Source organism: Paenibacillus sp. LBL (assembly GCF_029893715.1).
In the GTDB taxonomy this organism is placed as follows: domain Bacteria; phylum Bacillota; class Bacilli; order Paenibacillales; family Paenibacillaceae; genus Paenibacillus_AQ; species Paenibacillus_AQ glucanolyticus.
Genome location: NZ_JARXYU010000005.1, coordinates 286,965 through 310,187 on the forward strand (window position 1 = coordinate 286,965; position 23,223 = coordinate 310,187).

Below are 23,223 nucleotides of genomic sequence, written 5' to 3' on the forward strand. Positions count from 1 at the left end.
ATGATTTTCAAATATTTTACACAAAAAGGGCATGCCGCATATGACGCGACATCCCCTCAATGTTCCAAATAGCTGATCTACCTATTCTCTCTCATACCAATAACCCGGTATCCTCTGGGTCAGCCGCAGCAGTGCTTCAAGATAATAATAGTCGCCCCAGATCATATAATCGTCCGGTCCCATTCCACCTCTGACATAATAGGAACCGTGCTTGATCAAGCCTTCTTCCCCTTCCTCTCCAAGAGTAGAATATCGGCTTGCCAGGGAGGTCATCGACCGTTCGACCGCATCTGTCAATAGCCCTTTATTGCCATCTTCATTCTCCAGATGCTCCAATATTTCCAGCATGCCGCATGCTGCAATCGCAGATGCGGAGCTGTCGCGAGGTGTATCCGCTTCAACCGGAACATCGAAATCCCAATAAGCAACGTTATCCTCCGGCAGATGGCTGATAAAAAAGCGTGCCGCTCGTATAGCCGTATCCAAGTACTTCGCATCACGGGTATAACGGTATGACAGCGCAAACCCGTAGATCGCCCAAGCCTGGCCGCGCGTCCAGGTGGAGCCGTCGTGATACCCCTGATGCGTCCCGCCTCCGATGGGAGTTCCATCCGACGGATTGAAGTAGAACGTATGATACGAGGAGTCGTCCCCTCGCATTAAATACCTGCGGCTCTTATCCGCATGCGCCACAGCCACAATCCGGTATCGCTCATCTCCGGTTTGGTTATAGGCCCAGTACAGCAGCGGAATATTCATCATGCAATCGATGATGATGCGTCCTCCGTTCTTCTCGTCCCCCTTCCGGCCCCATGCCTGAATATACTGTCCTTCCTCCCGCCAGCGCAGCATCAGATGGTCGGCAGCTTTCAGAGCGAGCTGTTTGCCCTCTTCATGCTCGTCCACGATCCACGCCGCTAATGCAGACGGCAGGTAGAGGAACCCGATGTCATGATGATCCAGATGCCGCTTCTCCTGTAAGCGCAGCTTATAATCCTCCAAGTGCGCTAGTGCCGTCTCCTTAAACAACGGTTCCTTTGTATATTCATAACTCAGCCAGATCATTCCGGTGTAGAACCCCTCGATCCAGTCATTGCTCTCTCCCCACTCGTAACGCTTCTCCGCCGTGATATGCGGAAATTTCTTCGGATATCGGCTCATATTGCTCTTGATCTTTTGGATCGCATCCTGAATGGCTTGTTCCCACATGATTTTACATTCCTCCTATTCTTTGATGGCTCCGATCATAACGCCCTTCACGAAATATTTCTGCAAAAAAGGGTACAGGAACAAAATCGGCAGCGTAGCCACCATAATTGTTGCGTATTTGATCGTTTCGCCCACCGGCATCCGGTCTCCTCCGCCTACTGAGGTCATCATGCTGTTGGTGTCGTTCTGAATCAGAATCTCGCGCAGAATCAGCTGCAGCGGGAACAAGTTCCGGTCCCTTAAATAGATGAGTGCATCAAACCATTTATTCCAGTGCCACACTCCGTAAAAGAGTACCATAACCGCAATGACCGGCAGCGACAGCGGAATGATGATCCGGAACAGAATCGTCCAGTCGTTGGCGCCGTCAATCCGCGCGGATTCCTCCAACGCATCGGGGACCCCTTGAAAAGCGGTTCGCATAATAATCAAGTTCCATGTTATCATGGCGCTTGGAATAATCAGTGCCCAGTACGTATCCAGCAGGCCGATGTTTTTCATTAACAGGTATTTCGGAATAAGCCCTCCGTCGAAAAACATCGTCATGACAATCAGCATCATAATGGTGCTTTTCCACATGACGTTTTTTCTGGATAGACCATAGGCTCCAAGAGCCGTCATCAGAATGTTCAGCGTCGTTCCGACCGCTACATAAAAGATTGTGTTCAGATAACTGCGAATGATGTTCGGATTCTCAAATACCATCCGGTAGGAATCCAGCGAGAACCCCTTGGGCCACAGCAGGATTCCCCGATGCTGAACGAACTCGGCAGGCGTACTGATCGAAGCAAACAATACATATAGAAACGGGTACAGCGTTACGATTGACAGCAAACATAGAAGAATCACATTCGCCGCATCAAATATGACCTCACTGATTGATTTTGAAGTTCGCATAGATGGCCCCCTTTCCTACCACAGCTTCGTATCGGTAAAGCGTTTGCTGAGATAATTGGCTCCAATGAGCAGAATAAAGTTAATGAGGGAATTAAACATGCCGACGGCCGCACTGAAGCTGTAACTCGCCTCCAGAATCCCCTTGCGGTAGACGTAAGTGCCGATAACGTCCGCAGTCTCATAAATAACCGGATTATACATAATCAATATCTTCTCGTCCTGAAGCGCCATAAATGAACCAATCCGCAGGATCAGCAAAATGATAACCGTTGGCAGGATGCCTGGCAGTGTAATCTGCAGCATCTGCTTCCACCGTCCGGCACCGTCTACCTTCGCTGCTTCATACAAGGATGGATCGATGTTCGAGATGGCTGCAAGATAAATTATGGAGCCCCAGCCAATCCCCTGCCAGATGGCAGACGAGGTATATATCGTTCGGAACCATTCAGGCAAACGCATGAAGGAAATCGGTTTTCCACCGAAATACGTCACTAATTGATTGATCAATCCGTCAACGGACAAAAAATCCACCAGCATGCCGACAACAACTACCACAGAAATAAAATGAGGGATATACGTAATGGACTGCACGGTCCGTTTAAATACCCGATGCCGCACCTCGTTCAGCAGCAACGCCAGCACAATCGAGGCGGGAAACACAAATATCAGGTCGTACGCGCCCAGGATAATCGTATTGGATACGACCCGTTCAAAGAAAAAACCGTTAAAGAAGTCGCTGAAATGCTGAAAGCCGACCCAAGGGCTGTGCCATATTCCAAGTCCTGCCGAGAAGTTTTTGAACGCAATCTGCAGCCCGTACAGCGGACCGTAATGAAACACGGCATAAAATGCCACAACCGGAAGCAGCATCAGGTAGATCATGGAATTCCGGCGAAAATCCTTTGCAACTCTTATTTTGAAGCTATCTGGTTTATTCCGTATGACAACGCGGTTGGTCTCTTCCTTGAGCTGCACCGAATGCCCTCCTCTGATACAAGATCGAACACGCCGGAAGGGAGAAATCTGACTTCTCCCTTGGCATGCTTCGTCAACTTAACGGCTGTTGAATCGGTCGAGCGCAGCTTGCTGAATCTGAAGCGCTTCTTCAATGCCCATTCCCTGAAGCGTCTGGACGAATTGATCAAACCCGCTGATTGGCTCCACGCCCATAATGAATTTATTGACCATCTCTTCGTAATAGGTATTAATATCATTCATGATGGAGGCATAACGAGTGCTCTCTTCAGCCGTTGGCGAAATAATCGGCATCAAGCGCTTATTATCCGCCTTCATCCATGTCTCGATGGCTGCTTTCTGCTGAGGAAGAGCGGAATACTGTTCAATATACCGGCGATCCTGGACAAAAGGTCCCGAGTAGCTGGCGAGGTTATATTTGGACAGCGCTTGGGTGATGGATAAACCATCCGGGTTCTTCATCACTTCGTCCGTATAGGCCGGGTACCCGTCCTTCATGCTGTAGCTGACGCCTTCTACGCCAAAATTAAACAGCATATGTCCTTCTTCGCCGTACTTATAATCAAGCCACTTTACGGTCTCCACCGGGAATTTGTTCGCTTTCGTAATCGCCGCCCCGAATCCATTAAATGGCGAATCCTTCTGCCCCAGGATCGGAGTGTCGCCCTTCTTCAGCACAACGTTAGGAGCACCCAACAGTTTCACATCCGGATTGGATTTCAGCATAAGCTCCGAATATCGGCCCAAGCTGCTTCCCATGTATCCGGAGAATGCGCCCAATTGATTGTTAGTCACCTTGGCATCCTTCAGTGTGGCATCTGTTGCGGCGTAATCCTGATCGATCAGCCCTTCGGCATACCATTTGCTCATCGTCTCCAAATACGATTTAAACTCCGGTTGAATAGGGCCGTAGCTTACCTTGCCATCCACCTGGTAAAACCCTGTCGTAATTCCCCAGGCTCCGATAAACGCATGATTCAATGCCGTCATATCCAAGTCAAGCAGGAGCGGAATTTCATCGGCCTGCCCGTTCCCGTTTGGATCCTTGGTTTTGAATGCGGTTAACACTTCATGCCACTCATCCATCGTTTCCGGTACGGACAGCTTTAATTTCTCAAGCCAATCCTCGCGGAGAATGATGCCGTTATAGGTCAGCAAATACTCATCCCCGCGGATAAAAGGAAATACGTAAATGTTGCCGTCGTCTGTCGTTATGAGTTTTTTGTATTCCGGATGCTCGTTTAACAGCTTTGATATATTCGGTGCATGCTCTTCAATCAGCTCATTCAGTCGAATGATCGTTCCATCCGAAATGGCTTTGTCCGGTCCGCCGGATACATTAGCCCAGCCGTACTCGATGACATCTGGCAAATTGCCCGAGGATACCATAATATTGAAGGCATCTGCCTCCTGTCCGGCAGGGGGATGCTGAAACTTAAGCCGGGTCCCCGTCAATTTCTCCATTTCCTGATAAGCTGCAATCCCGTTCATATCCTGCATCGTTGCCGATGCGTTGGCGTTAAGAGATACCCAGTACGTCAGCTGTCCCGGATAACCCGGCTCACCCTTTGAAGAAACACCGGCTCCTTCCTGCCCTTTTTCGCCCGCAGGATTCTGAGCTCCCGAGCTTTTCCCGCTGCATCCAGCCAGCATGGCTACGATTAATATGAAAATTGCCAGCCTTGTCGCTCGTTTTTGGTTTGTTTTCAAATCACGACGCCTCCCTTTTTCCTGTTTGAATGATCATCCGATTTAACCAAGGACCGAAGTGAATCAGCCCTGTTTAAATTCTAGGGTCAAAGCGCCTTCATCGTATACCGTACACATTCATGATCTGTTAACAGAGATTAAGAATTGAGATGATCATTTCTTAAGGTGGATGGTAGAGAATGCAGAGTTTCCTTGTATTTTCCCGGGGTTATTCCTTCATATTTTTTGAATACCCGGATAAAACCCACATCGCTGGTATAACCGACGGAACGGGCAATATGTGAAATCGTGTTTTTGGCATCCTTCATCATTTCCTTGGCATGCTCGATCCGAATCTTGGCCAGATAATCCGTCAGGTTGGTGCCGCTGTTCTTCTTGAAGAAAGCCGACAGGTACGGGGGCGTAATGTTGAACTGCTCGGCGATGGAAGCCAGACTGATCATGGTATCGTTGTGATGATCTTCGATGTAGATTTTGATTTTTTCCAGCAGCAGTGAAGAGGAATCTCCTCTCTGCTCTCCCACGTACAAGCAGACCTTGCCGAACATCCACTTCACCTCCTGATATAACTCTTCCACTGTGCTGCCTTCGGTGATATCCTCGATTGTTTTGCCAGCTGTTCCGAAGATGTCCTCATACTTCAAATTTAAAGCATTGAGCAGTTTGAACATTGTGCTGAGCAGGTTCGCGAAGAGGAGTCTCCCCAGATCCGGTGAGATGGACTTGCCCATAAAATTGTTGCTGTACAGGCACTGAATAATGTCTTGAGCTTTATCGACATCCCCGCTCTTCATCGCGTTAATGAGCTTGACCTCCGTCTCGATGGGAAAATCATAATACACCTCCGTCTTTTGTTTCATTTCATCATAGAACAGGATCGGTTTATAGGCTGTAAATATGGAATATTCGAGTGCTTTCAGGCTCTCGGTATAACCGCTGGACAAACATCCGGGGCCTGTATGAATCCCGCTGATTCCGATCGTTGTCACGGTTTTGAAGCGTAGTTCGATGACCTGTTTCACCTGCTCCGCCCATTCAACCAATTCCTCTAGCCCGCACTGCTGAGAGTCGGGCACGTTTAATATGATAGCAACCAGATTTTTCTCCAGTTCCACCGAGTAAGCGGCAAAAGGATGGATTTCCTCCGCTACCTTGCCGGTAACGAACCGGATCAGTGCCCACTCGCTTTCGCGCTCGTTATGAATAAATCCACTGGCATCCCTGAGCTCGATCAAGGCAACAGCAAACCCCCGCTCCGGAAACGAGATGCCCATGAACGCCATGGCATGATCGGACATATCACTTGCGTCCACATTACCCTTCAATAAACGCTGCAAAAAGTTGGAGCGGATGACCGGCGTTTGCCTGGACAGCTGCTCCCTCATCTCCGTCTGCCTGCCAAAGGAATCGGCCATCGTCGATTTGATGAAATCATATTCATTGCGAACGGCCCCCTCCCGTGCCGGGTGCGCCTGCCGAATAAAACGGATAATGTCACGCAGCGGATAATACGCCCGATAAGTCATGAACGCGCAAGCGGCTACCCCGGCGGCCAGACAGATCACAAGAACGCCGGCGGCCATTCTTTTGACCATATTGACCTTCTCCATGAACACTTTCTCGGGCACGATGGATACGTATTCCCACCCGCTTCTCTTCGAGATTGCCGACACAGTCATCATCGGATGATCCTCCGGTGTCTTCCCGACTCGGCTGACCGAGGCTGCTCCGGCACTTAAAATAACTTGTCCGCTGGCATCCTTGATATATATCGTCCCATGATTTGTCTTCACGATCTCTTCCAGGAGCCCTGTAATCTGTCGTTCGTCAATCAGCATGATTAGCGCACCTTTCGGATGGTTCTTCTCTCCAAATGGAAGCGTTTGCATATATGTCAGCATCCGTTTCTGATTCAAACCTTTCCCGACCTCCGTCACGGGCAAGTAACGGTTAAAGTGAACGCCGTGCAGGATATCCGACCGATACTGTTCATAGGTTAGATTTTCATATCCATAAATATCGGAGAACAAAACGCTTGAGGTTGTCTTTAAGGTTGGACTCAGAACCGTGTTGCTCTCCCTTAAATAGACATAAAAATCAGTAATAAAGCTGCTGCTGTTGCGGTAACGCTGCATTTCCTGCATAAAGCTGAAGTAATTGTAATGCTCGATGCCATTCTGAGGCGAGCCTGCCTTGAGCAGCGCGTCCAGCCTTGGATTCGACGTGATATTCCGGGAAATCAAATGCATCTCATCCAATCGGCCGTCCACTACCTGCTTGGCTTGCTCAATCAGCGCCATGTTGCTGTTATTCGCGTTCTCGATCATAATCTTCTCAATACGAGCATACAATCCGCCGAATACAATGACCGGGATCAACAGCACGACAAGATAGGACATGAGCAATGTAACGAACACGGACACGCGATTGGAACGCTCCATTCTTGCACTGGTTGTCGTCAACTTCCCCATACCCTCATTCCTTCCGGTTTCAATGGTTATATATCTTCCGTACTTACATTAATTACATCATACTGTTTTTATTTAACATGAACAGGCCATCTTCAAAAATGTTAATCGATCACGAATTTGTATCATGCTCGAAGGCTTCAGCCTCCACTAAGGCCACAACGAAATTCCTCCACCATGCTGTGCTCATCAGAAGCGATAACGCCAATCCATGAGATGAATTAGCTTCATCGAAGTGTGGTGTGTCCTCTAATTGCTCAGTGGTTCAACATTCTCAGCGGCCGCAAGAACAACGCAAAAAAAAGGAACGCCTCCATAGAGACGCTCCTTTTTGGGGTTCAATCCGATTCAGCTTAAGGCTCATAGATCATTTTGCGGGTCATGCCCCCGTCAACGACAAGATGCGCACCTGTCACAAAGTCATTATCCGGATCGGTGAAATAGAAACAGGCTTTGGCAATATCAGCAGGAACTCCCACCCGCCCCGCTGGATGCTGCTTGTGGTCCTCCGAGCGAAGATTGTCATAGCTGCCGGTCTCAATCCATCCCGGACTAATGCAATTCACCCGAATCCGATCAGGTCCAAGACTAATTGCCATCGCATGACTCAATGCAACAATGGCTCCTTTGGAAGCCGCGTAGGCTTCTGAATTCGGCTCGGACATGATGGAGCGTGTGGAGGATATATTGACAACAGCTCCGCCTGCACCCGACTTTTTCATATATAATGCGGCTTCACGCGTCGCAAGAAAACAGCTTCTGGCATTGGTATTCATGACATCGTCCCAATCCTCAACAGACAGCTCATAGGGAGATTTCCAGCGGGATACTCCTGCATTGTTGATCAGGATGTCGATCGAACCGCCATGTTGAACGGCTTCTGCCATGAGGCGTTTAATATCTTCTTCCTTTCGTACGTCACAAGGGATGAAGGCCGCCTTCAGTCCTTGTTCCGTCAAGGAGTGTGCCGCCAGGCTTCCCTGCTCCTCGTTAAAGTCGCTTAATATGACTCGCGCTCCGCTTGCAGCATAGGCTTCCGCCAATCCGCGGCCTATCCCATTGGCAGAGCCCGTAATCACGACTGTTTTATTCTCAAAATTCATTCGCAGCTCCTCCTTTTTCTCCTACATTATATACCACAGGAGGAAGCTGACTAAAATCAAGTCCGACATTTATTTAGGATGCTCATAACCCCTCACCACGCCGAGATGTGCCTTCGGGTGCCGTGCAAATCCGTAATAACGGGTACCTTGGAAACGCAGTAGCCCCTCGTCACCTTCCGCACACATGCCGAATTCTTCACCGTTTACAATAAACTCCATCCGATCTCCGCTCTCAACTTCAAAAGTAAGATAATAGGTGGTACGAGTACGGCTCGACATCGTATCATCTGTCTGCTGCGTGTGTTTCACTTCCGTTCGCTTGCTCACAATTTTGGAATCAACCGATAGCAAAGGCTGTCGGTTATTCTGACTCCACTGCAAGATTCCCTTACCGGCCGACAGCAAAATGATCCCGATGACGACGATGAAAAACACGGGCATTACGCTGCCGAAAAAATCGAACATCCAATCTGATCCCGATCCCATACGGCTCCCCCCTCCACCTTGTCTTGAAATATGTATATGCTTCTTCTTGGACAATTTAACTCATATGTCGTGGAAAGTTTGATTGAAATTTTAAAGAACTTGTCCCTTTCTGAAAACGCCAAAAAGAAGCTGGTCTCTGCTCTTGGTCAGCTTTCAGCTTCTTCGTGGGACTCAAACACCCTGATCTATTCATTTTCCTTCTCATCGCCATTCACATTCAATCGTAAGCCAATCTCAGCCATTTTGTTGTCTCTTCTTGTCCTGTCATTTCTTGATCCTCAGGTGTCAGTTCCTGTTCATTCCAGCATGCCAGGCATTGTTCCTCCGTATCGCATAAACATGCATCATCACAATGGTAACACAAGCGGAGGAAATTTATCGTCACTTGATCGGTATGCATATGAATCGTTCCCTTCTCTAACATAATGGAGTATCTAATTACATCTTTATAGTAGCATAGATATTCACTTATTATTGTGATTAATTTCACAATATAATGTCAATAAAAAAAGGCTGTACCGGATCTGACTCTCTCAACAAGGTACAGCCTTTATTCAGTAACTTATAATAGCAAATTCAGACTATAAACCCTGCCAGGTTTCACCACCGTCACTGCTTTTCATGAGTCGGGAGCGCTTCTTGTCGGTGGTTTCAATCAGCATCCAGCCTACATCAGAGGAGGTAAACTGCAATTTCACCACGTTAGGATACTTGGCTAGATTATCTGCTAGTAACTTGCTTCTCGGGAATGGCTTCCAGGTTTTTCCTAAATCATTCGAATGATACACAATGCCGTTAACCATACGCCAGCCGTCATGAAGCCGACGGAAGACAGGCTGGATAGTTCCCTTACCGGCATCTCCCGTCATCGGGAATGACACCAGATTCCACGATTTCCCGGTATCTCCCGTGAAGTATCCCATGTAGCTCGCCTGATTATCCTTTACGCAGGTAACCGGAATATATACTTCGCTACCGCTGCCGCCTCTTCCCAGTAATTTAGGCGCCCCGGCGTAAACCGAACCGCACGGGTCAAGAAGCTTGCTCTTGAACACTTGACCCGAAGATTTCCACTTCTGACCACCGTCACGAGTAATATACAGCTTCGAGGACTGCATCTCCCGAATGGTAGCAAATCCGACCAGCGAATCCGTGAACGTTAAGCCGATGACTGATCCTGTTCGCGGAATGACGCTGCCTGGGACACGCGAAGTAGAATACTCCGTATTCTGCATGACCTCATCCCATAAACCGCCATTGTTGCTAGTGTGGAACAGGGATTTCTCCTCAGAGCCCCGGGATATGTCGCCTTTTGCCATGATCCATCCCTGCTGTGATGAAACGAAGGACAGTGCAGTGACAACGCCTGTCTAGGGCAGCGACGAGAGCTTCCAGCTGTCACCGCCATTGGTTGTATTCAGCAGAATGGTTTCCGCTGATCCCTGCTTATTTCGTATAATCCAGCCATGATCCTTATCCGCAAACACGATGTCTTTGCCATACTCCAGCTTGTCAATGAATTGAACATTGGAGGAGGGTGAAATATCCACCCACGTTTCACCATAATCTTTAGTTTGGTAAAGACGAAGCTCGGTGTTCGTTATTCCCCATGCAATTCCCGTTGACTCACTTAGGAGATGGAAGTCTGTCAACCGTGTATGTATCTGATATTTACTTTTTTCCTCAGGGGCCTTCATGGCCGTATCCGGCGTTACTAATGTGATGGTCTGACCTTCTTCTTCATCTTCAACCGATTCAGGAGGACCTTCCGGTGTAGAAGGTTGCTGTTGCTGCTGTTGTTTTATCGGTTCTGAGGTACAGGCTGCTAACATAACTGCCATCATTGCCAGCATACTGAGCCAGAATATAAAACGACTTGATCTCAAGAATTCTTCCTCCTCATATTTCGATGTGCATGTTGCAAATCCGCTTTTTCGACATTATAACATATTCCATCCAGCTGATAAGTAAAGAACTGACTTGCAAAATTTACAATACTGTAGCTTTTTAATAGATTCACTCTCATATTCGGGTAGGTTAATCCATAGATAGACATCAAAAAAACCCTAACGTGATTCATACGTTAAGGGAGTTTTAATTTACAAATATAATGCTCGCCCATTTCGAGGGTTCTTGATAATCATCAGGTTTATGAACCAGAATCGTCCGATTTGTTCTGTATTCGCCTGACCACCATGTGAAACGACTCGAGCTTTCTAGAGATACCTTCCTTTTTAACCGGAAGAGATATTAGAAGATAGGTAGTTATGAAGAATGACCTTAGAGGTGTCTAGATGCAGGATAGAATGTGGATCTTCTATTGTGAATTTTTCATATGATGAAATGAAATAATATTGTTGATTGCTGTTGTTGTTTTCATTCCTTATTTTCACACATAAAAAAGCAAGCTGATTTCGTATCGAAATCAGCTTGCTCGAGGATTTATATATTAAGATATCCCGGGCTGATTAAACCTCGGATATGACCGTATAGCGTTCATTGAGATGCTTAGGCAACTCAATTTCATCCAATACCGCAATCGCGTAGTCCTCATAGCTGACATAACTTTGACCGCTGGAATTGACAATGACATGATCCTTACCTTCTTGATAGCTTCCTGTCCGCTGACCATTCGGATTAAAGAACGCTGCCGGACTGAGATATGTCCATTTCACATCTGAAGAATTCTCCAGGTCTTTCAGGTTCTCTCCTGCATGGAATGCTGTCGGATAGTATTCCTTAGGAAAATCAGGTGTTTCCATCAGTCGGGTGGTTTTGGCCTCATCAACAAACAGACTTCCGGCTCCTCCCACCACGATCAGTCGGGTATCGGCTCCTTTCAGAGCATTTATCAGCACGCGTCCAACTTCAATATATTGAGTTTCCTGCCCAGGCGCTGCGCCAAATGTATTCACTACCACGTCGAAGCCTTGAAGATCGGCATCGGTTAAATCCAGCACGTTCTTCTCCACGATGTTAACACTGGAATCGGTAATCCTGGAACCATCACGAACAATTGCCGTTACTTCATGTCCGCGTGCTTGCGCTTCCTTGAGAATCAAATTTCCTGCTTTACCTGTTGCACCGATAATACCAATCTGCATGATGAATCGCTCCTTTATCAATTGTATATACAAATGAGAAGGTGAAAAAGAGCTACAGTTTTCCCTTTTTCAACATTTCACTGGACTCATGGAGAAGTTTAGTTAGTTGTTCGCTATGTTCCTTCCCCAAAATGGAAACATATTGTCCGTACAGCTGTTCAAAATATTGGTTCAGCTCCTTATATAGAGCTTTACCTTCCTCTGTTAAGAAAATATGCGTTTCCTTCCATTCGGACTTGCGTTCAACTAAATTCTTCTCTTCCAGCTTGTCAATGAATCGGGTGCTTGTGGATGGAGCAATCGATAACTTATCACATAACTCTTTCTGCGTGATTCCTGGGTACTGGTGTACCACCACCAACACATAGGAGTACGTTGGCGATAAGTCGGCTTTTGCAAAAGCATCCTCCGCCATCTTTGTCATAGAACGCGCAAACCGATTCGATGTAAAAAACAAGCATGAGGTCAAAATGGAATCATCTATGTTCATCATCATCACCTTTCATTTGTATATACAAATTATCACATTGCTATCTTTATGTCAACATCTTTATTTTAGTAAGTTTATTGGTTCATGTTTACCTCCTACACCAACTGAGATGCAAATTGAATAAAGTATGTACATGCATGAAATATATACTATTTCACTCTTCTTTTATGAATTTTTCATATGTTGAAACAATCACCTGATCTATCGATTTCAAAAGAAGTGGTTACATACACGCTCTTGCTATAGCGCGTGCCGAGAATATTGCCGCATCGGACCTTGCACGTTACGCTCACAATTTCATTCGCATCATGCCTGATATAATGACCTATAACGCGAGCGACGTGGATCGCGGGATCTATCCTGGCAACAGTTCCAGTCTTCGTTCTGACTCCGCGAGTATGGACCATATTATCCATGCAGCCGAATTTCACGGACTTGACAGCAGCATTCTTCATGAAGCAAATGTTTATTATTCAAAAAGCAGTTAACGCCGGGCATGGCAATGACGGTTTCTCACGCCTGATCGAGTTTCAATAAACCCTCTTCTTAAAGAACGATACGCAGACTAACAACGAATAGGCAAGTCAAACAGGTGACGAAAGGGTCCCCTCTTGACTTGCCTATTCGTTGAATTCGCTGCCTGCTTACCCTTTGACGGCTCCTTCTGTCAAACCTTTTTGAATATATTTAGAGATGAACAGGTACACAATCAATACCGGAATAACTGTCAGTGATACGGCTGTAGCCATAAGTCCAAAGTCGGTACCATATTGTGAACTGATTTCATTCAACAATGCCACGATCGGACGAACATTCTCTTTGTTAACAAAGATTAGCGCAGAGAACAAATCATTGTACGCCCACATAAATACAAATATACTTGCCGATGCAAAGACAGGCTGCGAGATCGGCACAAAGATTTTCACAAACATTTGCCATCGGTTGCATCCGTCCATAAACGCAGCTTCTTCCAGCTCTTTCGGAATGGTTGCCATATAACCGGCAATGACCAATGTCGCAAACGTCAGATTGCCTGCCGTCTGAGGAAAAATCAACCCCCAGTATGTGTTTACCAGGCTCGTTTTAATCAGAAGCTCATAGACCGGAACTACAGTAGCAAATGCTGGTATCAGCAGTGTTGCATACAGAATGGAGAAAATCGCTTTTTTGCCTCTGAAGTTAAATCTGGATAACACGTAGGCTGCTAATCCTCCAAGCAATAGCACCAAAAAAACGGTACTGAAGGACATCACTAAGCTATTAATATAACTTCTTCCAATATTGATGCGGTCAAATGCATTCTGATAGTTAATCAACACCGGATCCCATGCGATACCGAATGAATTGTTCATAACATCGCGAGATACTTTGAACGAGTTGTTCACAATCCAGAATAACGGATAGATTGTTGTTAAGGACCACGCTGTTAAAATCACGTACATCAACGTGGTGCCTAAGCTAAACCGACTCTTCCTAACTCGCTGAGTTTTGTGTTCAACGACGATGGTTGGCTCCATAACAGTACACCCCTATAATGCTTAGTATGTAATCTCGTCTCTTTTCAACAAACGGTTAGCAATTAACGCAAGCACTACGCCAAAGACCACCATGTAAATGGCAACGGCTGATCCGTAGCCAAAGTTCTGATCCACCATGGCTTTTTTGTACATATACGTCCCCAGTACTTCCGTTCCATTCTGGCCGCTTGTAATGACCCAGATGAACTCAAATATCTTCAACGTACCCGTAATAGCAAGGGTGATTACAACCTTGATATCACTCATGATAAGCGGGATGGTTAGCATCGTTGTTTTCTTAATGCCGGTTATCCCTTCCAGCTTTGCTGCTTCGTAATAATCGGCAGGTATTTTGGCCATTGCAGTCAGGAACAGAATGAAATAAAAGCCCACATAATGCCATACCGTTGGAATCGAAACTGCCTTGAGGGCGTTCTTCGCATCCAGCCACAGAATCTTCTCGATATTGAAATTAGCCAGCAAATTGTTCAATAGTCCAAAGTTATAGTTGTAGAACAGCACAAACAACAAGGAAATCGCCGTACCGGAGATGACAACCGGAAAGAAAAAGACGGTACGATAGAAACCTTTGAACTTGGCAATGTTATCGACCAGAACGGCAAGCACAAGGGCTATCCCAACCTGAAATACGATAACATACAGCATAATCTCTAGTGTGTGCAGGGTCGCAGCGCCCAGCAGCTTATCCGTAACGAGTCTCTCATAGTTAGCCCATCCCACAAACTTTTTGTCAAAAAAACCGCTTGTGCGATAAAAACTGAGATACAAACTCTTGAAGAACGGATAATATAGAAAGATTGTCATGATGGCAGCTGCAGGAAATAAAAACAGCACAATATACTTGCGATCACCCTTCATATTCATCACCCTTGATGTTTATTTTTCTTCATCCATGTCTAAATGACTACGCCGCCCTAATGAAAACAGAGGGCGGCGTGCATCACTTTTATTTCTACCGTTTCTGATGAAAACTATTTTTTGTTAGCATCCTCGGTTTTCTTGGCTTCCTCGATGGCTTGAGTTGGCGTTTTCTTGCCTTCAACTACAGGCTGAACGCTTGCACGAAGGTTGCCGAATGTTTCTTGTGAAACCTTACTGTCAACAGGTGCACTAATGGAATCAGCTTTAGCTGCCATTGCAAAACCATCAAGAGCCACCTGTGCCAAACCGGTTACTTCTACATCAGCAGCTGGCGTACCACCATTAGCTGAAGCGATTTTTTGGATGGTTGCCGGGGAAGTCAGGTGTTTCAGCAATTCAACGGCAGTATCTTTTTTGGCTGCATCGTCATAAGTGGATTTGGACAGGTAGAAACCGGAACCGAATCCGCCAACGATATCGTTACCGCTGCCAGCACCGTCAGGAACCGTCGGGAATGGAAGAACCGTGGAATTGTCACGGGTATCATCGCTCCAGCCACCTACTGCCCAAGATCCTTCGATTGTCATAGCAGCCAAGCCTTCGCTGTAATAGTTGCCGGACATGCTCAGATCAATGGTTGCAGCATCTTTAGGGAACGCGCCAAGATCATAGAGCTCTTTCATTGCAACATAAGCTTTTTCCCAGTTTGGATCGATGCCGTCGATCAGGCCTTTGCTTTGGCTTTCAGGACCCGCAGCAGACAGAATGGTATGCTCGATCAAATAGTGGGATTGGTCAAATGGTACGGACAAAGGAATGATACCTTTGGCAGACAGCGTTTTCACAGCTGTGGTCAGCTTCGCCCAGTCTGTTGGAAGCTCAAGGCCATTTTCTTCGAAGATTTTCTTGTTTACGAACAAACCTTCATAGAAACCAGTCAATGGTGCAGCATAAATGTTTCCGTCTTTTTGCTTGGCAAGCTCAAGCGCATCCGGAATAAATCCGTTCTTCCAGTCAGCGTTAGCATCAAGAATTTCGTTCAGCGGTACAACTTTGCCCGCATTTACAAATCCTTCTGCATCAGCACCAATGAAGTAGAACAACAGGTCAGGCTCGTTGCCGCTGTTCATGTCCGTGTTGACTTTGGTTCTGAAGCCATCGTCGTTTGCAGACATCGTGTCATTCTCAATCTTCACGTTCGGATGAGCTGCAGTAAATTCATCCAGTGCTGCTTGGAAAGCTTCGCGAGCAGCATCAGTTCCGCCGAAAGTCGAGAACACGCGGAGTGAAACCGGAGCGTTCTCTTCTGCTGGTGGAGTTTCCGTTTTCGGAGTCTCCCCTTCTGCTGCAGGAGTGTTCGTGCTGCCGCTGTTACCACATGCCGCAAGGAACATGGAGAGCAACAACATAACACTCATGAGTAACATGGAAGTCCTTTTCATTTGTAATCCCCCTAAGTATTTTTTTTCAAAACCTTATGTAAATACTTGCTGTCTACCAGAATTTTATTCCAAGCCCCGAACGTTTCAAAGGGGGATATTCATCTTCTATAGGGGGAAATTTTTCCATGTCATATATATAGAAGCTCTATGAGCGTGTTTTGTTGGACCTTTATATGACCGTAAATCTTATAGATACAGGGAAAAGATAGCGCTCCTTGTTATTGCTGCTAGATTCAGGAGATCCGAATGTGTTTTTCTATTATGAAATTTTCATATGATGATATTGTATAATGATGTCTTCATCTGCTTATGCTATCTTCTTTCATTTGAATTTCACGCCAAAAAAAGAACCTGCTGAAATTCATCAACAGATTCTTTGAGATAAGCTTATCTCTTCTAATTTTAGCTCGTAACTGCTATTGCGACAGGTTTCAAACAATCCCCGGATGCTACACCTTGCCTACCCAATCGGCGCCCGCAACCTCTTTCCATCCGAGCCGAAAGCGCATTCTGCCATCATTCTAAAACCATTCGCATGATCCTAAGAATTAAAATATTGTGACGGATTGTCGCGCAGTGGATCTATAAATTCCTCGTATCTGCCGCCGGTATACGACTCAATCACCCTCCGCCAAAAGGCTTGTGCGGGCAGATTGCTGCTTACCTGTGTTACCTTCCACCGCCCGGGGAATTCATCAAACAGCCATGTCGCTGCCCACGTTCCCAAACCGTGACGGCGATATTTTTGCATCACGAAAAATTCTGTCATATAGTAGTCGGCCTCCGTGGCATCATCCATTCGTTCAATTAGCGCAAATCCGGCGGGCCGCTGGTCAAACGTAATGAGGAACGGATACTTCCGATCGCGCTTTTTCCAGAATTCATCCAAATCGGGATAAGGTAAAAACAATCCTTGATCATTGACCGAGATATCCAGATACTTCGTAAAATCATATAGATACAACTGCATCAAGTTTACGATTACGGCTTGTTTTCTCTTCGGAACCAGCTCAATTCCCATACGCTCCGTTAGATCTGACCTCATGGTGCTGCCTCCCCGGGTATCTCATATAAATCTTTACTATGTAACATACATTCATCATATAATTTCAGCTAAACGAAACACAAGTACAGATCCTATGTGCAGGCAACGGCCTTACCGGACAACCGCCCCTGATCGCAGGATTATTCGGTTTCCATATGTTACACTAATAGCTAGCAATACCGTGTCTTCTCCATATAGATAAACATAGATAAACATTGAGGTGGAACATGAATATACAAAAAGATATCGACCGTGCAAAGCTTGATGAGAAAACACCGGCCATGCCTTGGTTTGTACAGCAATTTATCGACTACAAACTTCCAGACCTCTCCCCCTCGACCCTGCTCGAATATGTGAGGGACTATCAAACGTTTTTCAACTGGCTCCGATCAGAAGGGCTGTCACAAGCATCCTCCAATCAAGAGATTACCTTGATGGAGCTTGAGAAGCTCCGCATGGAGAGCATCACCAGCTACCGCTTATATCTGACAACCCGCAGGGACGGGACCAACTCGAGAATTACGGTTTCCCGCAAGCTGTCATCTCTGCGCTCCCTGTTCCATTACCTGAGCCAGATTGCCGAGGACGAGGAATTTTACCCGCTGCTCAAACGCAATATCATGGCCAAAGTAGAAATTAAGCGAATTCATAAACCAAAGGATACAGCGGCCAAGCTAAAAGGAAAAATACTGGAAGAAGAAGAACTTCAGGATTTCATCACTTACATTCATGAAGGATACGGACAGGATGTCGAGAACAACAAACAGGCGCTCTACGCGCACGAGTTGAACAAGGTAAGGGACGCGTGCATAGCCAGCCTTATCTTAAACTCCGGCCTGCGCGTATCCGAGGTGGTAAATTTGAATCTCGCCGATATCGACCTGAACAATAAAATGCTGCATGTATTCCGTAAGGGTAATAACGACGAGACCTTCAAGACACCGGTCTACTTCCGCGCGCAAGCCAAGGATGATCTGGAATTTTATCTCCAGCTTAGACAGACACGCTATAAAGTGCCCAAGAAGGAAAAGGCACTGTTTGTCGCACTGCGCAACGGGCAACATGAAGGACAGCGCATGACCAAACGAGCGATTCAAGCGATGATCATCAAATATGCCAAGCGCTTTGGCAAGCCATCCCTGACCGTTCATAAGCTGCGGCACTCGTTTGCAACCGACTACTACCTTCAGAACGATATATATAAAACAAAGGAACAGCTTGGCCACGCTTCCACAGAAACTACAGAAGTATACGCACATTTAACGGATAAAACGATGTCTCAAGCGATTGAGCGCCGTGCCGATGAATAGCAGCATCTAAATTGACAAAAGCATCGATGTGATCTCCTCAATATCATTCCATGTAACCAAGGGAACCGCTAGCCGCTGCTGAATCTCATGCAACGCTGACGGTTCCTTTAACATTTCAGGACGTACCACGATCCCTCTAATCTCCTCAACCTGATCCAGCAGCATCATGTCTTCCGGCTCCCGCAGCAGCACCAGCTTGGGATAAGCCATCTTTTTATAGCCTTCTACAAGCACCATATCAAAATCCATATACAAGGGTATCAACGATTCCAGACCCAGCTCCGTTTCCCTCATGACAGCCGTTCGTCCAGGAGAAGCAATGGCAATTCCTTCTGCTCCCGCTTCACGGAATTTGTACGTATCCGTCCCTTCATGATCCATATCAAACCCGTGAGCGTCGTGCTTGATCACGGCAGTCCGAATGCCATGCTGCTTCAGCTGAGGTATCAAAGCCGTGATCAACGTTGTTTTGCCGCTATTTTTATATCCGCACAGCTGAACAATCTTCATCCGAAGGCTCCTGGAAGGACAAGAACCTGTACTGACTGCCCTTTGACCGCTCCTCTAAGCTCCGGTGGTACCACGATCAAACAGTCGCTGTCTTTGATTGTAATCATGACACTCGATTCATCGAGCGCTGCAGGTGTCGCCACAAGCCTGCCGTTTATCACGGCCAGTCTTCCCCTGACAAAACGGGTGAAGTTGTTCACTTTGGAATAGTCGGCCCCCAGTTCGGCCGTCCATTCGGTCAGATATAACTGCTCCATACCGAGCATTTTGCGAATCGAAGGCCTGACAAACAACAGAAATCCTACATAACAGGCACCAGGATTGCCAGATAGCGCAAATAACAGCTTCCCGTCCTTAACCGCAGCCGTTGTTACGCTTCCCGGGCGCATCGTGACTTTATTAAACAGCATGTCCAGGCCACCGGAGGTCACAAGCTCCCCCATGATATCGTAATCGCCCACAGAGACACCGCCCGTTGTGACCACGATATCGTACTCGCCAAGTGCCTCTTCTACCTTCTGCCGGGCAAGCTCGATATCATCCGGAATCGCCTCCATAATGACCGGCACGCCTCCGGCTTCCCGAATTTGCGAAGCGAGCATGTAGGTGTTGCTGTTGCGTATCTTGCCTGGCTCAAGCGGCTCGGTGATGTCTAGCAACTCGGTTCCCGTCGAGAAAATTCCTACCACCGGCTGCCGGTACACCTTGACCTGATGAATACCGAACGTAGCCAGAACCGAAATCTCGCCCGGCCCAATGCAGGTTCCTTTACGCAGGAGCAAATCCCCTTCTTTCAATTCGAATCCCCGCGGAGTAATATTTTTCCCGGTATCAATCGAACGTTTTAACCCTACATAGGTTACACCTTCCTTCACTCGAAGCTCTGTCGCTTCAAGCATAACAACAGCATCAGCGCCTTCGGGCACCTGTGCGCCTGTCATGATACGGGAAGCCAGTCCCTGTTCGATCGAAATAGAAGAGACATATCCGCATGGGATCTGATCAACAACCTTCAGCCAGACCATTTCCCCTTGATCACATGCCGCTAAATCGCTTGAACGAACAGCGTAGCCGTCCATACCCGAGCGTGCAAATGCCGGAAAAGGGTGCGGCGCAACCATGTCAGAAGCAAGCACGCGCCCATCGCTGTCCTGCAGCCGAATTTGTTCCTCCCCGCCAACATGGACATAAGACGTGGCAAGCGCTTGCGCTTCTGGCACCTGCATGGCGCGTCGATCGAATTTATCGTGTTTCTTAGTTAAATCAGCATAGGTATGATCCAAAATGATGTCCTCTCTTTCTGACTAAATGCTAACCCTTATTCTAACTGTACTACATTCTGTTCCAACTTCAAACCAGCTCTAATAGCAATGTCTGAGTTGACAATAACCAGAGACACATGCTCCCTCCCGTCTACAAAAACAAAAAAGGAACCGCAGTCCTGCGATTCCGTAAGCCATCCTCAATTCCTGCTACTCCTCTTCTTCCGTGACCTCGTAAAATACGATGTTTGAATCTACTTCAACCGTTACATTTGAGCCTTCGGGCTCGTAAGTGACACGTCCCTGATTCTCGGCCCTTTCATTAGCGGGGACCGCGTACTGCAAGACTTGAAATGAAACTCTGACCGTTTCACCCGGTGTCAATGATCCGATCCGAATTCCCTGAGCTGGATTGACATCAGCTGCCAGTTGGTTGTTAATGATCACACTATTTCCTTCAAACCTCGAGCCTGCGGGCAGATCATCAAACAGAGTCACGTTATTCAACATCGTGGGACCTACGTTGGTTATAAGCACAGTTCCGGTCATATTCGTTATCATGAATGAAAAGGTAAGGGTATTGCCGGTTTCCGTAACAAGCGGGAATACCGTCTTCTCTACATTCAACAGCGGTTGACTCGTCACGATGACCGAAGCCTGTGCACTTACAGGTCCTGTCTGTGCAGATACTGCCTGGGCCGTGTTGATAATGACAGTACCAATGCCGGTATCCGCCATCACGCCATATCGAGCTTGAATGGTAACCGATTCGTTCGGATTGAGCCGATCGAGGGTACGATCAATTCCCAGCAAAACATCCGTGATGCGTACCGACGTTAGGGCTGCCTCCCCGGTATTCGTTACCGTGATTCGGTAATGGATGGTATCACCGGCTCGAGTCTCCGCGCGATCTGCGATTTTGGTAATCGCAAGGTTGAATACCGGCGTTATCACAGGTGGAGGTGGCACCACAAGCGGAGGCGGCTCCACAGGTGGAGGTGGCTCCACAGGTGACGGAAGTACGGCCACCGATGTTTCATCATGAATTGGATCGGTTTGGTCAGAAACGGCTGTCGCTGAATTGACCAACACGGTACCCGCTGCACTACCGGCTGGAATTGTGAAGTCTCTGATAATGACCGTGCTCCCTCCAACCGGCAAACTGGATAGGACCTCATCCAATCCGAGAAGCGCATCGGTAATGTGAATGTTGGTTAGTTCAACTTCCCCTGTGTTTGTTAATTCCAGCCGATATTCCACAAGCTGTCCGGGAATTGCTTCCATTGGCGATACGCTTTTTTGCAAAACGAGTCCAGGGTTTAGAACAGGTGTCACCACTTCATTGGAAGGGATATCTCCTGTAAATATAGGCCCCCCGGTAACGCTCTGATAGTCAAAATTCACAACGGCTTCATTCACGATAAACCCATCCGGTGGAACAGACACTACCCTGACCTGATAGGTTACGTTGACCAAGCCTCCGGGAGGGACTGTACCCAGCGAGATCCCTGTTGTCGGGTTGGCATTCACATCGCTCACTGAATTAATCGTGACACTCCCCGGCACAAACTCCGTATTATTAGGCAAACCATCAAACAGCAGGGAAGCATCCGCCGGAACGGTACCCGTGTTTTCAATCACTACGGTATAAGTCAATAATTGACCGACCGTTGCGGAGGTAGCGTTAACACTCTTCTGCACCGTTATCCGCGGTGAGTTAATATCAATGTAAATTCCGACAGCAATGACGCTGTATCCATCGCCGCCCGTGCGCAGCTGAAAGACCGCCGTGGTCTGGTTATTTGTGAGCGTCTCGGAAATATCTACATTAGTGATATCCCAAGATTGTCTGCCGCCCACGATTTGACTGCCAGGCTGCCCGTTTATTTGGTTTCGATCCCCAAACGTCCCCGTGGTATCCAGATTGCCGCTATCATCGTTAATTTGGGACGCAAAGAAGTTATTCGGATAATTGTTAGGGCCTTCCAGTACGGTCAAACTGTCTTCGGCAGGTCCGAACAACACCTGGTCCCCTGTTTTATTGGCATCTCCATCCTGGGCGCATAGAGCCATTCTACCCGATATCGGTCCAGAGGTCGGTGTCGCAAAACCGGATAAAACCGTTGTCAGTTCAGGTATGCCGGCTGCAATCTCGACAATGCCGACGTTTAGACTCAGATTGCGAAACGGCATCGAGGGATCCTCATACACAACACAAAGCGTCCACCCGCAGCTGTTCGCTGTGCTGTTGCCCAGATCAATATTACCCACCACACCGCCGACAGTGTAAGTACCAGCACCCCCGGCTTGCACCAATGAGGTCACATTGGCGGAACGAAAGTAATTGTAAGTTGCATTGCGGTATGAGGTCTGTGCTGTCACAGGGTCAGGCGAAATGCTGGATGTCGTACCTTCCGGCGTCATTAAAGAAACGGTCTTATCTATGAATGCTATATAATTATTAGTCCCTCCCGAAACCCGGTAAGTCCCAGCCCAGACCAGTTCGGCATATAACACGTTACTATCGGGCGGGAGCCTCAGAATAGCACTCGCGCTATCCAGATTAAAATCCGATGTGGTCCCGGGCGGGTAGCTTCCGAACTGCATGGAAGTGTCCACCGTTACAAATGCGCCAATAAAATCCCGGGTGCCCGGCACTCCTGTTTGATTGGAGCGGCTTAACCCGAGTGTATTTCCGGTAAACGTAATCGCTCCAGTATCGTTGTTACTGTAGCGGAGAACAAACGGCACGTTGTATTCCTCCTTCAGTGGAAAGCCAATCCATTGTTTGGCTATGCGTATGCGAAGACACA

At 47.3% G+C, this 23,223-nt stretch carries 20 protein-coding genes; 2 read left to right on the forward strand and 18 right to left on the reverse strand.

The genetic code is table 11. The annotated features are described in order from the left end of the window. Nucleotides 1–81: 81 nt before the first annotated feature. The 11 genes from M2277_RS14650 to M2277_RS14705 all read right to left on the reverse strand — a co-directional run bounded on the left by M2277_RS14650 (nucleotide 82) and on the right by M2277_RS14705 (nucleotide 12,442). Nucleotides 82–1,209, reverse strand: coding sequence for a glycoside hydrolase family 88 protein (locus M2277_RS14650; protein ID WP_063479282.1), 1,128 nt, complete (start codon nucleotides 1,207–1,209; stop codon nucleotides 82–84). Nucleotides 1,210–1,224: 15 nt separating this feature from the next. Next, nucleotides 1,225–2,106 carry a carbohydrate ABC transporter permease gene (locus M2277_RS14655; RefSeq protein ID WP_280755045.1) on the reverse strand — a complete coding sequence of 294 codons (882 nt, stop codon included), beginning with the start codon at nucleotides 2,104–2,106 and terminating at the stop codon, nucleotides 1,225–1,227. A gap of 15 nt (nucleotides 2,107–2,121) precedes the next feature. Further along, nucleotides 2,122–3,081 (reverse strand): ABC transporter permease, encoded by a 960-nt coding sequence (locus tag M2277_RS14660; protein ID WP_036638118.1) that lies wholly within the window; start codon nucleotides 3,079–3,081, stop codon nucleotides 2,122–2,124. 78 nt (nucleotides 3,082–3,159) lie between these two features. Then, a complete protein-coding gene (locus tag M2277_RS14665; RefSeq protein WP_148247549.1) occupies nucleotides 3,160–4,791 on the reverse strand; it encodes a type 2 periplasmic-binding domain-containing protein in 1,632 nt (543 codons plus the stop codon). Between the two features lie 137 nt (nucleotides 4,792–4,928). Beyond that, entirely contained in the window at nucleotides 4,929–7,262 is a 2,334-nt protein-coding gene (locus M2277_RS14670; RefSeq protein ID WP_063479280.1) for an AraC family transcriptional regulator, read from the reverse strand. 350 nt (nucleotides 7,263–7,612) lie between these two features. Next, nucleotides 7,613–8,362, reverse strand: a complete 750-nt coding sequence (locus tag M2277_RS14675) for an SDR family NAD(P)-dependent oxidoreductase (protein WP_006209757.1) — start codon at nucleotides 8,360–8,362, stop codon at nucleotides 7,613–7,615. Between the two features lie 69 nt (nucleotides 8,363–8,431). Next, a complete protein-coding gene (locus tag M2277_RS14680; protein WP_006209756.1) occupies nucleotides 8,432–8,848 on the reverse strand; it encodes a DUF2500 domain-containing protein in 417 nt (138 codons plus the stop codon). 581 nt (nucleotides 8,849–9,429) lie between these two features. Beyond that, nucleotides 9,430–10,167, reverse strand: coding sequence for a WD40/YVTN/BNR-like repeat-containing protein (locus M2277_RS14690; RefSeq protein ID WP_280755046.1), 738 nt, complete (start codon nucleotides 10,165–10,167; stop codon nucleotides 9,430–9,432). 51 nt (nucleotides 10,168–10,218) lie between these two features. After that, nucleotides 10,219–10,734 carry a beta propeller repeat protein gene (locus M2277_RS14695; protein ID WP_280755047.1) on the reverse strand — a complete coding sequence of 172 codons (516 nt, stop codon included), beginning with the start codon at nucleotides 10,732–10,734 and terminating at the stop codon, nucleotides 10,219–10,221. Nucleotides 10,735–11,316: 582 nt separating this feature from the next. After that, nucleotides 11,317–11,952 (reverse strand): NAD(P)-dependent oxidoreductase, encoded by a 636-nt coding sequence (locus M2277_RS14700; protein ID WP_006209748.1) that lies wholly within the window; start codon nucleotides 11,950–11,952, stop codon nucleotides 11,317–11,319. Nucleotides 11,953–12,004: 52 nt separating this feature from the next. Beyond that, nucleotides 12,005–12,442: a MarR family winged helix-turn-helix transcriptional regulator gene (locus tag M2277_RS14705; RefSeq protein WP_006209747.1), complete on the reverse strand. Its 438-nt coding sequence runs from the start codon at nucleotides 12,440–12,442 to the stop codon at nucleotides 12,005–12,007. A 260-nt stretch (nucleotides 12,443–12,702) separates the two neighbouring features. Here M2277_RS14705 and M2277_RS31645 point away from each other — a divergent pair, with 260 nt between their 5' ends. Further along, the gene (locus M2277_RS31645) at nucleotides 12,703–12,930 is read left to right on the forward strand and encodes an imine reductase family protein (RefSeq protein WP_348537778.1); all 228 of its coding nucleotides are present in this window, start codon (nucleotides 12,703–12,705) and stop codon (nucleotides 12,928–12,930) included. Nucleotides 12,931–13,086: 156 nt separating this feature from the next. On the opposite strand, the gene M2277_RS14710 is transcribed toward M2277_RS31645, so the two are convergent. From M2277_RS14710 to M2277_RS14725, 4 genes are all read right to left on the reverse strand, one after another. Next, nucleotides 13,087–13,959 (reverse strand): carbohydrate ABC transporter permease, encoded by an 873-nt coding sequence (locus M2277_RS14710; protein WP_280755048.1) that lies wholly within the window; start codon nucleotides 13,957–13,959, stop codon nucleotides 13,087–13,089. A 21-nt stretch (nucleotides 13,960–13,980) separates the two neighbouring features. Then, nucleotides 13,981–14,838 (reverse strand): carbohydrate ABC transporter permease, encoded by an 858-nt coding sequence (locus tag M2277_RS14715; protein ID WP_006209742.1) that lies wholly within the window; start codon nucleotides 14,836–14,838, stop codon nucleotides 13,981–13,983. A gap of 113 nt (nucleotides 14,839–14,951) precedes the next feature. Beyond that, complete coding sequence (locus M2277_RS14720; protein WP_006209741.1) at nucleotides 14,952–16,283, reverse strand: ABC transporter substrate-binding protein; 1,332 nt, start codon at nucleotides 16,281–16,283, stop codon at nucleotides 14,952–14,954. Between the two features lie 541 nt (nucleotides 16,284–16,824). Beyond that, nucleotides 16,825–17,328, reverse strand: a complete 504-nt coding sequence (locus M2277_RS14725; RefSeq protein WP_006209740.1) for a GNAT family N-acetyltransferase — start codon at nucleotides 17,326–17,328, stop codon at nucleotides 16,825–16,827. 227 nt (nucleotides 17,329–17,555) lie between these two features. Between M2277_RS14725 and xerS the strand changes: the two genes are divergently transcribed. Next, nucleotides 17,556–18,638: a tyrosine recombinase XerS gene (gene xerS / locus M2277_RS14730; protein ID WP_006209739.1), complete on the forward strand. Its 1,083-nt coding sequence runs from the start codon at nucleotides 17,556–17,558 to the stop codon at nucleotides 18,636–18,638. Nucleotides 18,639–18,644: 6 nt separating this feature from the next. On the opposite strand, the gene mobB is transcribed toward xerS, so the two are convergent. The 3 genes from mobB to M2277_RS14745 all read right to left on the reverse strand — a co-directional run bounded on the left by mobB (nucleotide 18,645) and on the right by M2277_RS14745 (nucleotide 23,161). Continuing rightward, nucleotides 18,645–19,148 (reverse strand): molybdopterin-guanine dinucleotide biosynthesis protein B, encoded by a 504-nt coding sequence (gene mobB / locus M2277_RS14735; RefSeq protein WP_148247555.1) that lies wholly within the window; start codon nucleotides 19,146–19,148, stop codon nucleotides 18,645–18,647. Continuing rightward, nucleotides 19,145–20,374, reverse strand: a complete 1,230-nt coding sequence (locus tag M2277_RS14740; protein ID WP_280755063.1) for a molybdopterin molybdotransferase MoeA — start codon at nucleotides 20,372–20,374, stop codon at nucleotides 19,145–19,147. The genes mobB and M2277_RS14740 overlap by 4 nt, the downstream gene beginning before the upstream one ends. A gap of 246 nt (nucleotides 20,375–20,620) precedes the next feature. Continuing rightward, nucleotides 20,621–23,161 (reverse strand): DUF7507 domain-containing protein, encoded by a 2,541-nt coding sequence (locus M2277_RS14745; protein WP_280755049.1) that lies wholly within the window; start codon nucleotides 23,159–23,161, stop codon nucleotides 20,621–20,623. Between the last annotated feature and the right edge of the window lie 62 nt (nucleotides 23,162–23,223).